The sequence below is a fragment of the Chloroflexota bacterium genome, from assembly GCA_011322445.1.
GTDB lineage: Bacteria > Chloroflexota > Anaerolineae > Anaerolineales > DRMV01 > DRMV01.
The window spans coordinates 88,298-100,915 of sequence record DRMV01000008.1 but is presented as its reverse complement, the minus strand read 5'-3'; the positions used below and the strand labels follow the sequence as shown (position 1 = coordinate 100,915).

Here is a 12,618-nt window from a genome sequence, read left to right as displayed (position 1 = left end):
GCAACTTGCACCCTGCACCCTGCTCACCTCACCCACATCTCCACATCCGTCCGCAACACCCACCTGGAACGCTCCCGCTCCAGCCGCACCGTCAGCAGCGCCGAACCCAACGGCGTCGGCCCGCCGCCTCGCTCCACCGCCCAGCCCGTCGTCGCCTTCACGAACTCGTCCTTATAGCCGGGCGTGCGCACGAACCACACTACATCCCGGTACACCACGCCCCGCGTGCTCAACCGCTCGCGGGCAATTGGCAGCAGATAGCCCTGGTGGTTGTGCCCGTTCCAGACCACATCCGCATCCACGATATACACCGCCTGCCGGTTGGTCTGAATCGTGCCTCGCGTCACCGGCGCATTCCCGCCGCCTGCGCTGTGGGCGTAACGGATCACCGCCGTGTCCACCATCCGCCCGTCTGCCCGCTCCACCTGCAGCCGCACCCAGCCCTTGTAACCGCCAGGCTGCGCCGGGCTGTTGTGCTCCTTCCGCAGCGCATACACCAGCCGTTGCACCAAATCGGTGCCCTGGTACTGCCGCACCTTGCTCTCGTGGTTGCCCTGCCCTACTAAGGCAATCTGCCCCGCATACGGAGCCAGCAATTGCGCCACATCCTCCACCACGAAGTCATAGTAGTCGTCACGGCGGTACTCTTCCCGCAGGTCGTCCATGCTCCGCCGCGGGTCAGCCCGCCCCTGCATGGCGTCAAAAATGTCGCCGTTGAACAGCACCACTGCACCCAGGGCTTTAGCCCGCTCCATATCGGCAAAAAACTGCTCCCGGTTGCAGCGGATACTGTCCAGGTGCGCGTCCGAAACCAGCAGGAACCGCCACACCGACCCGGCCTTCCCGTCGGTCAGGCGCAGCGTCAACACGCCCGCCTTGCTGTCGGCCACCTTCCAGTTTGCCGCCATGCTCACCACCGCAGCCCTAACGCCACATGGGCAAACCACAAACCGGCCGCGCTCAATATAGAGACGACAAACGCCCATGCAGCCCTGGAAACCGCCCGCTGAGTAGCCGCTACTGCCCGGCGCACATCCCGCAAGTCGTCAACCATGCCGGGCTTCTCTCGCCCGCCGTTCTCACCGAAGAGCACCCGCCGGTGCTGTGCCATTTCCTGCTCTAACGCGCTCACCCTGTTGTCCATCAGCCGCAATGTCACCTTCATGTCGTTGATACCGCTCACGATGGCGTCCAGCCGGTCGAACATCGCGTCCATCCGGCGGGCAATCTCGGCGTTGGTGATTCGCTGTTGGCTCATAATCACCTCTTCATTGCCTGCAGCTTATTGAGTAACGTCACCGCATCGCTCACCAGCGTTTGCGTTTCAGCAAGCAACGTATCAGCCTGGCGTTTGAGATTATCGGCAAGCGCAATGGCATCAGTGGGGTCGCATGGTTGCGGTTCAGGAGGCGCGTCGCCACCTGCCCACTCAGCCAGAGCATCAACAAAAGATTTATGCGCTGGCCAGTTTTCCGTCAACCACTCAGCTTTCCATGCCCCAATACCTGCGGCTCCAAGTTTTTCGGCTTCAGCAATGGCGGCTCTGTATTGTGCTGGTGTTGGGCACCAACCAGACTGACAAAATGCCGGAAATACCGGCCAGAATGGTAAATCTGCCACTGCTTTGTGTTCCCGGTAACTTTGCTCTACCTGTGCTGCCGCGTTTGAGGCCTGAAGCCAATAAACCTGTGGCGCCCAGCCGCCATTTAGAACCTCACCCCACTCTTCCCACAGAATGCCAGGGTGATAGGCGGGGTACCTGAAACTCTCCAGCCATACCTCCAAGCCAGCATCCTTCAGCGGTTTCACCAGTTTGGCAGCGTCACCCTCGCGTGCCGATTGCTCCCAGCGTGATTCAGCGTCCACAAAATACTTTCTGAACGCTAATATCTCGCGTGCCTGCAAAACGGCCTTCGCCTCGCGCTCTGGGCCTACCAAACTAAGCCATTTGCGCCCGTAGTGAAAGCCCCACGCGGCCACCTCTATACCGGCGTCGCGTAGCGCCGCTGCAGTGTCGGTGTAAAGGCGCGTATGCTGAGCAAACTCAGAATACAAGCCAGCGCCATCGGACACCTTGAACGCCCACACCCGCGCCCCGCTCAATTTAGCCAAACGCACAGCAACCGCAGGAATGCGGGCAAGGTCACTGTCCAACAGTGTGAGCCGCCACGATTGCAACATCACCCCGGCCATTACTCGCCCTCATCATCCGCTTTTTGCTTTTCTTGCTTCGGCCAGCGCGCGTTAGCAAAACTGTAAACACCGCTTGCCGCCAAACCCACGGCCAGGCCAAAAACCGCCACGCCAAACCACTGCATCACCGCCGGGTACATCTTGGCGATTTGGTAGGCAACCCCCACCAGCACGCCAATAACCATACTCAGCACGGTTAGGGCTTTTCCCTTCAGGCCAGTTTTCTTGGAAAACTCCACGAGACCGAACACCAAAGCCATCAGGTTGATACCGTTCACAACAATGTCCACAATCCACCTCCTGAATCGCAAATCGTTTAAACCGCAAACGCCCGACGCTCCCGCACAACCCGCGCAAAACGCAGGTCACACAGGAACGCCGGGCGTAACTCCGGCAATGCCGCTGAGTATTCAGTTGTTCTAATTATAGCACAGATTTAGGGCCGTTTGTTGGTGTTCCTGTTCCTTCGCCCAACGGTTAGCATGAGCGGCTGGCGAAGCCAGTCCGCTCAATGCGGTGTTAGGTTTCATAAACACCAGCCAGTGTGTTTTGCTGGCGCGCCCGCTTTTGTGCCCAAATAATGGGGCAACCGGCGCGAGGGGGAGAATTTTTGAAAGCGGAATCTGATACTCATTCCATTTGAACACCAGCGTCCCGGACGGGGCCAACACACGGAAGCACTCCCTGAAACCAGCCTGCAACATGGCTTGCCAGTCACCGTCCAGCACACCGTATTTCGCCCGCAGCCACGAGCGTGGGCCTGCGCTCACCAGATGCGGTGGGTCAAATACCACCAGAGAAAAATGATTGCTGGGGAACGGCAATGCTGTGAAGTCCGCCTGTACCATCGGGCGTACTTCCAGCGTGCGAAGATTGTTTTTGACCGACGAATCCTTCATGGTCACCGTTTCCACGCGCCTATCAACAAATACTGCACGTGGGTCGTTGCGGTCAATCCAGAACATGCGGCCACCGCTGGCCACGTCAAGAACTTGGTAAGTGCTCATTTTAGAAACCTAACGGTTTAGGTCAGCGGCGCACCGTTAGGTGCGTCCGCTGCACCGGGTGTTAGCCCGCTACGTATCATTGCATTGACGACAGAAGCGGGGCCGCTCTCCGGCGCACGCATCATCTCTACGGTGTATTCGCTCGCCATTGCGTCACGCACAAGGCCAAATATTTGGTTAGCGGCCTTCTCTGTCGCGGCACTGATAGCAAGCCTAACAAGCCGCCTGTTGTCGAACACTAATATGACAAACATTCCGCCTCCTTTGCCCGCTCTTTGCGGGCTAACGGCCAGCGTCAGCGGCTCGCCGTAGGCGAGTCCGCTGCACGCGGTGTTGGGCGGTTCACGGCTGACCATTCGGACTCTGTGATGATGTAGCCGCATGCCGAGCAAACATGCGCATACTGCGGCCAAGGGTCTTTTTCTGGCCAAACAATCTCGGCTTCTTGCACCGCCCCACAATGGGGGCACACAATGGCTTCGGTTTTGCTATCTGGCATGGAGCCTCATCCTTTCGGGCTTACCGCCCAACGGTTAGCGTCAGCGGCCAGCCTTGGGCTGGTCGGCTGCACGCGGTGTTGGGCGCTTATCAACGACAAAAATGTGATAGAGCGCAAAAGCGACATACACCCACCCAGCGATCGGTATGAGGAAGGCAAATGCGACTACCTCTGGCGACTTCCATGAAAGGTCTCTGAACACGCAAGCCTCCTTTCGGGCACAGCGCCCAACTATTTTTTTAAGCGGCAAAATTGCCGCATAATATGCGTAAACCGGACAAAATCACGACCACAGGGTCAACTGCCTCGCCAGCGCCTCTTCCACCATTCGCATCGCTTCCTCCACGCTGGCAGCCTGCCCCTGGGCAACCCCGCGGCGCGCCCACCAGTTCCCGGCCATCCAGCGCACGGGGCGGTGCGGATAGACCTCGCCAACACGCTCACCATCTCTCAACAGCAGCCACATCCCCTGGCGAGTCTTGACCCAGGTCGTCGCCATCACTCACCTCACCACTAACTTCACCACCTCGCTTTCGCAACTCCCCAGCGCCTCCCGCAGTGCCCGCCACTCCAACGGCGTCAGCGAAAGCGCCCCGGCAATCTGCTCCCGCCCATCCTGCCGCGAAAGCACCATCACCTTCACTAACGGCATCGGCACAGGCTGCGGGCGGCGCTCGAACACCAGCACCAGCGGGGGCGTGGGCTTGCCCTCATCGGCCTCGGCCTGGGGCGTCTCCTGCTCCGTATCCGCAGCGGGCACCTTGCCCCTCGCCAGCCCCAGCAGCCGCTCCAGCCGCCTGCTGCTGGCCGACCAGTGCCACTCTGCGCCGCAGTTCGCACACACCCCGTGCGCCGACCGCTCTATCGCACCGCCCACCGCCAGCCATGTCTCCCAGCGCCCCGCGGCGTCGTTCCACCGCTCCACATAGTGGCCAATGTATGCGCCGCAGGCCTGGCACCGCACCACGCCGGGGGCTGGCCGTCGTCTTCCATCACTCACCATCGCCGCCGCTCCAATCTCGTGGTAATGGCTTTACCAGCGTGCCAGCAACCCAGCGGGCTCGCTTATCATGCCATCGCAGCGGCACCACCTTCACGCTCAACCCCGCCGCCTGGATCACCGTCTGCTCCACCCGGCACAGCCGCCAGGCGTCGGCTACCCACGCTAACACGTTCTCACCAACCTCAGGCACGAAACCTAACGCCACCTCACACCTCCTTCAGCCCCAGCCGCCGGGCCAGCACCGCAATTGCCGTGCGGTTGTCCAGCCCATGCAGCATGGCAAACAGGTTGATCGCGTCCACCGGCTTGCCTGTGCACCCCGCAAAGCACCCACCGATTTGCCGCTCCGTATTCAGCCAGAACGACGGGTGCCGGTCATCGTGGAACGGGCACCGCGCCAGATACCAGCCCTCACCGGTGCGCTGCAACTCGTCAGGCTGGAAGAAGTCCTCAATCCGCAGTTGCTCTTTGATTCGCGCCACCAGCCCCCGCTGCTCGCCGCCGCCTGCAAACACCGGCGCCGAAGCCGCTTCCCACGGGTCGGAAACCTGCATCTTGGCTTGCAAAACTGGTGGCGTGCGCACCGGAGCATCCTCACCGAAGTCAGCCCGCACCAGCAATTCCGGTGGTAAAATCGCATCCAGGCTCGGTATCAGCGGGAAGAGCAGTACATTGCTGAGCGGTGTGTAATGCGCCCCGCTGGGGTGGGTAGAGCCGGGCCCCAGCACATAGCCGCCCTTGCTCTTGATGTCCAGCCCGTCCAGGTGGCGGTTGTGCACTGCCTGCGGCAGGCGAGTATAAACATGCACCCCGCGGCGCGTGCGCACCTTGAAGGCTAACTGCGCCGCCTGAGCCGCCATCCCGCCCACAGAGGCCGCCCAGTGCCGCCAGCGAGCATAAGATTGCGGGTCGTCGAAGTCCAGCACCGTCAGCCCTTGCCAGCCCGTCACCACGCCAAAGTTGATCATGTTGCGCCCTGCAAACCAGCGCTGCACTTCTTCCATGCTCGGTATGCGGTGCTGGTACTCTTTCCACTCCCGCACCGCTGGCCGCTTGTCCCGATAGCGCACAGGAATCACCGCAACCCCCGCCAGCACGAAGCGCAAAGCCCAGTCGTAAACCGTTGCCAGGGGCGCAGCGGCTTTTTTGTTCCAACCTTGTCCAACCTGTCCAACCTTTTGCATTAAATTACCCCTATGGTGATAGTGTGCCTTATCTTTTTCTGAACAAGGTTGGACAAGTTGGACAGGTTGGGCACGCAGAGTACATGCTCTTCTTTATTAAATGTGCGCTGTAACCTCTTCAAAAGTGTCCAACCTGTGTCCAACCTGTCCAACCTCATGGTTCTCGCTCCTACGGCAAAGCGCTCTTTTGCCGAATGCCAGACCAGCCCCATACTCGCTTGGATGCCGTATTGCCTTTGGCTTTCCGCAACCCCAGCGCCGCCGCCGCTTGCCCAATCGCCATGCTCGCGCCCCGCAGCGTGCTCCATCGGTAACCTTCCGCCTCTAAAATCCGCACAATGTCCACCGTCGCCATCCACCAATCCTGCCGCTGGGGGTCAATCTCGAAGTGCTTCAGCAGCGCGCCCTGCACCGGGTCTTCCACCGTGTAATACTCGTTGATTTCCTCTGCCTTCGCCCATTCTTCCTTCGTCAGTTCCCACGGCTCCCCGTCCAGGTAGAGCGCTGTGGCCTGCGCCCAAATGTCTTCGGGGCGCAGTTGCGTATAGCCCCAGTCGATGCTCGTCAGCCGCGTTACCATGAAGCGCCGGTTGCCTGTGTAGTCGGTCAGAATGCCCGCTTCGTTGTTTACCGTCCCGATGAAACTCGCCATCGCAGGCTTCACCACGTCATAGCGGCCATAGGGCTTGCGCACTGTCACTTCCCGCAGGCTCAGGAAGCCCTTCAGCGCCTCCCGGTCGGCCCGGCGGGTTGTTGCGCCCAGTTCCGTCACTTCCCAAATCCACACCCGCATCAACCGAATGCGGTCGTCCTTGTCGTCGGGGTTGATCGGCCCCTCGTAGAAATAGCCGTCTAATGGGCTGGCGATCCAGCGGGCGAAGTAACTCTTGCCAATGCCCTGCGGCCCGTCCAGCACCAGCATTCGGTTCTGCACCCCGTTGGCCATCACCCGCGCCACTGCGCCAATGGCCCACCGCCGCAGCCAGATGGCAAAAACGCCCTGCTCGTCCTGAAAATGGCTTGCCAGGTTACCCAGGTGGTCTTTGCCGTCCCACTTCAGGCCAAAAAGGAAATCACGCACGGGGTGATAGCGGTTCTTCCACGCCTCGGCCATGTAGGCATCCTCGGCTACATTGACTTCCCGAATGCCCGTGTCCCGCAGTTTCGCCCGAATCTCGGCGCGCAGTGGGTCGGTCAGCCGCTCACCGCTCACCTCAATGCTGTCGTCGCACAGGTTCATGCGAAAGGTGTAGCCCAGATTCGCCAGCGCCCGAATGTAATCCTTCGTCTGGCGGCGCTTCTTGTTGTTGAGCTCGTCCTGAAAGCGCACCAGCTCGGCCTGGCGCGTGGAAACCGCGCCGCTGATGGCCACCTGCACCTCTGGGGGGAAACCGGCCAGCGCCTCGGCAAACGCCTCGCCGCGGGCTTCTGGCGGCTCGTTTTGCATGGCTTCCCACAGCGTTCGCCACGGCTCCCCGACGGGGGGAAGGATGCCCGCCGGTCCATCGAAGGCCAACAGGCGGGCAACGTCTTCCAGCCCCTCCAGGAAGCCTTTCTCGCTGGCAAAGTGCTCGTCCAGCACCATCGCGTCGTGGGCTGATATGCCCGTGTTGAGCAGTCGTCGCATCAGCGTTTCGCCCATTGCACATCATCGCCCATCGGTCAACATCAGCCTGGCCGTTTCCAGGGCCAGATTCTGCACCAGCGCCGCCGTCAGCGTCTGGCCGCCGCTTGCTTCGGTCAACCGCTGCAGGAAGTCCCTCCCCAGCGGGTGTTCCTCTGGACCCACATAAATGGCGTCAATCCGCTGCTGGAACGTGCGCGCCACTGCCAACGTCTCGCCAGGGTCGTTGGGCTCGCCGTCGCTCACCATGATGAACCGCACCCCTGCCACATCAGCCGGCTTCACGAAGCGCAGCGCCGCCGCCATGTCGGTTGTGCCGCCCAGCAAAGGCGGCTGCCCGCCGGGCACGAAAACCGGCGCATCGCTGAACGCCACCACCGCCACCCGGCCCGGCAGGTTGGCTTGCAACGCTGCCAACTCTTCCAACATCACCTCATAGCGGCTCTTCCCGCCCCGGCTGTCCTTTGCCGCCATGCTCCCGCTCACATCCACAATCACCACCGCATCCACATTCACAAATGCCTCGGCAAGGCTTGCGCCCTGCTGCCTGGCAATGGCCGTCAGGCTCCCCGGAACGATGGCCGTGCCCGTCATTGCCACACCTCCACGAAGTGGTCAGCCCCCGGCGGCCAACTGCTCACCAGCACTTCGCCGCGTGCGTTCGTAATGTCGTCCCAGGCCAGAATTTCGCTTACCACAAAGCGCCCCAGCACCTCGCGCCCCCGGGCGCGCACCAGCCCGCACCGCAGCGGCGCTCGGTAGCCCTGGGGGGCGGCTTCGGCCTGGGCATCTGCTGGCAGGCTGGCCGCTAACATCAGCCCCGCCTGGTACTTCGCCCGCTTCACCGGGTCTCTCAAAATCTCATACGCCCGCTGAATGGCCCGAAACTGCTCCTCCGCGTCCGGCTCCTTGCACACATCCGGGTGCCATTGCTTCACCATCCGCCGGTAAGCCCGCTTGATGGCCGCATCGTCGCTCCCCGCAGGAATACCGAGCACCTGCCACAGCGTGGGTGCGTCGCCTGGGCGCGCTTCCGTGCCGTCGAACCAGCGCCGCAGCACCGCTTCAGGGAAAATCGCGTTCCAGCCGCCGTCCACCCATGCAAACGCCGTGCGCTCCCCGTTGCCCCGCGGCTTGGTGCGTCCCAAATACCGCACCTCCAGCACCCGCTCCTGCTCCACCGGCGCCGTGGGCAGCATCCCCAACTGCACCCGCACATCGCCGAAAAACTGCTCTGCCAGGTGCACCACCCGCGCCCGCTGGGCCGCGTCCACCAGCCACGCCCGCCGGTCTCTATCCCAGCGCCGCGCCTCATGGGGCACCTGCGCTTTCAGCGCCGCCACAAAGGCCGGGTCGTAGGGCGTCCTTACCACTAACATCCCGCCCTCGCCGTAAATCTCACATGAACCGCCCACGGCACACCTCCCAAAACTCGCAGTACCGCGGACTGCACTTCCAGGTCGTCGGGTTTTCTGGGAACGCCTCAGCCTCAATCGCCCGCCACACGTTGCCGATCATCTGATACAGAAAGAGCAGCGTCTCCGGCGTGCGTGTGGTCTCCAGCACCTGAAACTGCGGCTTCCTGGTCTTCGTCACCACGAAGTGCCGAAACTTCATCCCCGGCGTGGGAATGCCCGCCTGGTTCAGCGCCGCCAGGTAAAACGCCGGCTGCAACTCGTTGGCGGCCTTGTCCTGGCTCCAGGCCCGCGCCGCCGTCTTGAAATCGCCCGGCACCCCGTCGGCTGTGATGATGTCAATGTACCCAATCACCGGCACCGGCACGCCCGGCACATGCAACTCCACCCGCTTCTCGATCACCGGCGCGCCGTCCTGCACCAACGGCACAATCCCGTCTAACGCCGTTTTCACCTCTTCGGTTTCCAGCAGCCGCACGCCCTCGTTGAAGTGCTGCTCCGGCGTCTCCGCGCCCCAGTCCACTGGGGCGCTCTGGCTTTCTAACGTCGCGTGCCAGTGCTGCTGCCACAGCGCCAGCAGGTCGGCTTCCTGCCCCAACGCCCGCGCACCCACATAGGCTTCCACCGCATTGTGCCACGCGCTGCCGAATACCAACGCCGTGCTTGTCGGCGTCTGCACTTTCTCGATGTACCGGTAACGCCACGCCGCCGGGCAGGTCAGAAACAACTGAATGGACGAGTAACTCAAATGCTCAATCTGCACACTCATGCCCCACCCCCTGCCAGGCGCTCCGCAATGCGCTTCACCTCTTCCTCGCTGCTCGGCATCCGCCCGCCTGTCACCACGCGCAGGGCTTCCATCACTTTGCTCGGTTCATACCGAGCCAGCAGGTCGTTCAGCGTCAGGCTTTCCCCGGCTTCTGGCAGCGCTGGCGCCGTTTCATTCTGTGTCTGCGGCTTGGGCTGCGGCTGCGCCGTGGCGGCCTCCGTCCACGTGCCGTCCACCACATCGCCATTGGCATCCACCACGGCGCCGAACTCGTCAGCCCGTTTCATCCCGCCGATGATGTCCGGCATCACCACATCAAGCCAAAACCCAATCGCCCGCCAGCGCAGCATGTTTGCCGGGTAGGTTTCCCACGCGCTATCGGGTTTCACCAGCCCCGCCCGTCGGGCATCGTCCATCGTGTAGGTCAGCGTGTAAGCCATCCCGTTGTGCCGTTTGCCGCTTACCTTGCACGCCCACGGCTGGCCGTCTTTCTCGATGTCTTGCACTTCGAAGGCTTCCAGTTCGCCGCTCTGTATGGCCAAAGCCAGCGCGCCCTGCGGCGTCAGCGTCGGGCGTCCCTTGATGACGGCGATGAACTCAAACGATGCCGTCAGGCTCAAACCCAACTCCCAACCTTTCAGCATGATGGCCACCGCCTGCTCCTGGCTCATCACACCAAAAAGGCGGCTTTTGTGCATTACCGGTGCAATTTCGCGCACCATTTGCCAGATATTCGGCGTCAAAGTGCGCCTTTGCGCCAAAACGGGTGTGTTTTCGTGCACGGCTTCCATAGGGCTAAACTCCTTTCTCGTCACGCGGATAAATAGCGAACTGCTCCCCGTCCTTCAGCCCCAAAAACCGCCGCACTTTCCGGCGAATGTGCTTTGGCACGGGGTTATTGACCACTGCATCGCCTTCCATAGAGGCTAATACCAACGCCACCGCCACATCGTTGTTGGCTACCCGCAGCGCCGCCGTTGCGGTTTCCACCCCCACGCCGGGCAAAGTGGCTAAAAACGCCGCCCGCGGGCTCACAATCTCTGCCGGGCGCGCCGGCAACACATCCTGCACTTCCGTGCGCTTCCGCTGTGCCAGGCGCATCACCGCCCGCTCGTAATCTGTGTCCCCCGAAGCATAGACCACGAAAACGCCCATCTCCTGAATGTTCAGCAGCGCCCCTTGCACCGCCGCCCACGACCAGCCCGTCTCCCCCCGCTGTGTAACCACCTTGCCGTTCTCGCCGGGCAGCAGCGCCCCCGTGATAATCAAATACGGCCACCGCGTCGGGTTCTCGCCGCGCAATTGCTGCATAATGCGCTCTTCCGCCAGCCGCGCCATCTGCGGGAACAGCCGCCCGTCCTTCAGAGAGCCCAGCAGGTCATCAGGCGTCTTCCGCTCAATAATCAGCATGTGCCCGTCGTCGGTGGCAACCCACAGGTCGCCGGTTTCCAGCATCACCACCGAAGTCGGCGCATCGCCAAAGGTCAAATGTTTCACCCACGCCGGTTCACGGCTGTCAATCATCACCGCTGCAATGCCCATCCTCTGGCTCCTTGTTTGCGCAATTCGCTATTCGCAATTCTTCATTCGTTGGGGGCAGGCTTGCCCGGAACCCGCCCCCGCCGAGAAAGGAGTGGTGGGGATGCACTGACCCACCGGCGCACCCGCCGGGCCGTCCACGCCGCTGGGCCCCACCTAAGCGACCGCCGGGGAGTCGAACCCCGGTTTCGGGCAACCCCGAAAGCGCCCGCGCCGGCCGCCGTCCCGCTACTGCTGCGCAAACAGCGCCGCAATCTCCGGGCTGTCCACCGTGAAATACTTGCTCACGATGGGCATCTTCGCGAACTCTTGCGTCACCCGCGTCTTCGCCGCGTTCAGGTCATTCGGGAAAGCCGCCAGCGCCTGCTGCACGATGATCTGCGCAAACTGCAGCGCCGTGGCGCGCTCCCCGTTATTGGCCTGGGGCTGGGGCTGCTCGCTGCTGGCCTGGGGCGCAGCGGTGGGCGTCGGCTCGTCGTCTTCCCCTGCGGTGCCCAGGCAAGCCGCCTCGCATTCCTCTTCGCTGTCATACACAGCCAGGAATTTGAAGGTGGTGGCTTCCTTCTCTTCGCCCGCGCTGTTGGTGTACTTGCGCCCCGTGGGCACCAGTTTCACCTTCACCCACGCGCCGTTCACCTCGCGCAGGCTGTTGAAGCCTAACGCCTTCAGCGACTGCCATACGATGTTGCGCCATTCCTTGCTCTCGGCCAGCATCTTGCGTTCCAGCGGGTAATTCATCCCCGAAGCCGCCAAAGGGATGATGGCCATGTCGATTGCGGTGCGGCGCTTGTCCACGCTGTGCTGCTGGGGGTCGTAGGGCACCCGCCCTTGCCCTTTCTCCAGCACGCAGAACCACGCGTCCACCTCCACCTGCCCGTAATACTCAGCGGGCAGCGGTGCGGCCTTGGAAGCCGCTTCAAACGGGTCGTTCACTACAGTTGCTTGAGACATCGTTTACTCCTTTCTCAGGAATGTTTGAAAACGAATAAGACCAAAACAGCGTCCATCACGAAGCCAATCGCCCACATCGCCGCCAGCCAGAAAATGGCAGTTTCGGCATCCCGCCACGTCGTCGTGCCAGCCTCAATCCTGCGTAGCCATCCGAACATCATCCCCTCCTTTCGGGAAACTGGACAACACCCAGCCAATTCACCACCCTCACCTTCGGCGACCGGCGCAGCACCCGGATTTCATCCGCCCGCACCCACTGTTCTTTCACCCCCAGGCCGCGGATGAGCACCCGCTTCCCGTCCACCCAGTCCACAAAGGCCAGGGTCTCCACCATCGCCGGGTGCGCGTCCACCCCCTTCGGAACCCACAGCGCCACCGTAGGCATTTCCTGCTGCACTTCGTAAACCGTTGCCGTTGCCATCGTCCTGACTCCT

At 62.1% G+C, this 12,618-nt stretch carries 17 protein-coding genes and 1 pseudogene; all 18 read right to left on the bottom strand.

Translation table 11 applies throughout. The features are described from left to right. Positions 1–23: 23 nt before the first annotated feature. On the bottom strand, positions 24–908 hold the full coding sequence (locus ENJ54_01120; GenBank protein HFC08444.1) for a hypothetical protein: 885 nt from the start codon (positions 906–908) through the stop codon (positions 24–26). A 2-nt stretch (positions 909–910) separates the two neighbouring features. Beyond that, positions 911–1,258: a hypothetical protein gene (locus tag ENJ54_01115; GenBank protein HFC08443.1), complete on the bottom strand. Its 348-nt coding sequence runs from the start codon at positions 1,256–1,258 to the stop codon at positions 911–913. A 2-nt stretch (positions 1,259–1,260) separates the two neighbouring features. Next, positions 1,261–2,181, bottom strand: a complete 921-nt coding sequence (locus ENJ54_01110) for a hypothetical protein (protein HFC08442.1) — start codon at positions 2,179–2,181, stop codon at positions 1,261–1,263. An 11-nt stretch (positions 2,182–2,192) separates the two neighbouring features. Continuing rightward, entirely contained in the window at positions 2,193–2,483 is a 291-nt protein-coding gene (locus tag ENJ54_01105; GenBank protein HFC08441.1) for a hypothetical protein, read from the bottom strand. Between the two features lie 234 nt (positions 2,484–2,717). Further along, positions 2,718–3,200 (bottom strand): annotated as a pseudogene (locus tag ENJ54_01100) (SAM-dependent methyltransferase). Between the two features lie 295 nt (positions 3,201–3,495). Next, entirely contained in the window at positions 3,496–3,699 is a 204-nt protein-coding gene (locus tag ENJ54_01095; protein ID HFC08440.1) for a hypothetical protein, read from the bottom strand. A gap of 283 nt (positions 3,700–3,982) precedes the next feature. After that, complete coding sequence (locus tag ENJ54_01090) at positions 3,983–4,198, bottom strand: hypothetical protein (GenBank protein HFC08439.1); 216 nt, start codon at positions 4,196–4,198, stop codon at positions 3,983–3,985. A 3-nt stretch (positions 4,199–4,201) separates the two neighbouring features. Then, on the bottom strand, positions 4,202–4,702 hold the full coding sequence (locus tag ENJ54_01085; GenBank protein HFC08438.1) for a hypothetical protein: 501 nt from the start codon (positions 4,700–4,702) through the stop codon (positions 4,202–4,204). Next, entirely contained in the window at positions 4,692–4,907 is a 216-nt protein-coding gene (locus ENJ54_01080; GenBank protein ID HFC08437.1) for a hypothetical protein, read from the bottom strand. The genes ENJ54_01085 and ENJ54_01080 overlap by 11 nt, the downstream gene beginning before the upstream one ends. 1 nt (position 4,908) lies before the next feature. Continuing rightward, a complete protein-coding gene (locus ENJ54_01075) occupies positions 4,909–5,886 on the bottom strand; it encodes a hypothetical protein (protein ID HFC08436.1) in 978 nt (325 codons plus the stop codon). A 169-nt stretch (positions 5,887–6,055) separates the two neighbouring features. Continuing rightward, positions 6,056–7,528, bottom strand: a complete 1,473-nt coding sequence (locus ENJ54_01070; protein ID HFC08435.1) for a hypothetical protein — start codon at positions 7,526–7,528, stop codon at positions 6,056–6,058. Positions 7,529–7,534: 6 nt separating this feature from the next. Next, positions 7,535–8,104 (bottom strand): VWA domain-containing protein, encoded by a 570-nt coding sequence (locus ENJ54_01065; protein HFC08434.1) that lies wholly within the window; start codon positions 8,102–8,104, stop codon positions 7,535–7,537. Further along, positions 8,101–8,925, bottom strand: a complete 825-nt coding sequence (locus tag ENJ54_01060) for a hypothetical protein (GenBank protein ID HFC08433.1) — start codon at positions 8,923–8,925, stop codon at positions 8,101–8,103. Before ENJ54_01060 ends, ENJ54_01065 begins: the two co-directional genes overlap by 4 nt. Next, entirely contained in the window at positions 8,909–9,694 is a 786-nt protein-coding gene (locus tag ENJ54_01055) for a PD-(D/E)XK nuclease family protein (protein HFC08432.1), read from the bottom strand. The genes ENJ54_01060 and ENJ54_01055 overlap by 17 nt, the downstream gene beginning before the upstream one ends. Further along, positions 9,691–10,485: a hypothetical protein gene (locus ENJ54_01050; protein ID HFC08431.1), complete on the bottom strand. Its 795-nt coding sequence runs from the start codon at positions 10,483–10,485 to the stop codon at positions 9,691–9,693. The genes ENJ54_01055 and ENJ54_01050 overlap by 4 nt, the downstream gene beginning before the upstream one ends. Before the next feature lie 4 nt (positions 10,486–10,489). After that, positions 10,490–11,236 (bottom strand): hypothetical protein, encoded by a 747-nt coding sequence (locus ENJ54_01045; GenBank protein HFC08430.1) that lies wholly within the window; start codon positions 11,234–11,236, stop codon positions 10,490–10,492. A gap of 225 nt (positions 11,237–11,461) precedes the next feature. Beyond that, entirely contained in the window at positions 11,462–12,184 is a 723-nt protein-coding gene (locus ENJ54_01040) for a hypothetical protein (protein HFC08429.1), read from the bottom strand. Positions 12,185–12,341: 157 nt separating this feature from the next. Further along, complete coding sequence (locus ENJ54_01035) at positions 12,342–12,605, bottom strand: hypothetical protein (GenBank protein ID HFC08428.1); 264 nt, start codon at positions 12,603–12,605, stop codon at positions 12,342–12,344. Positions 12,606–12,618 lie beyond the last annotated feature (13 nt).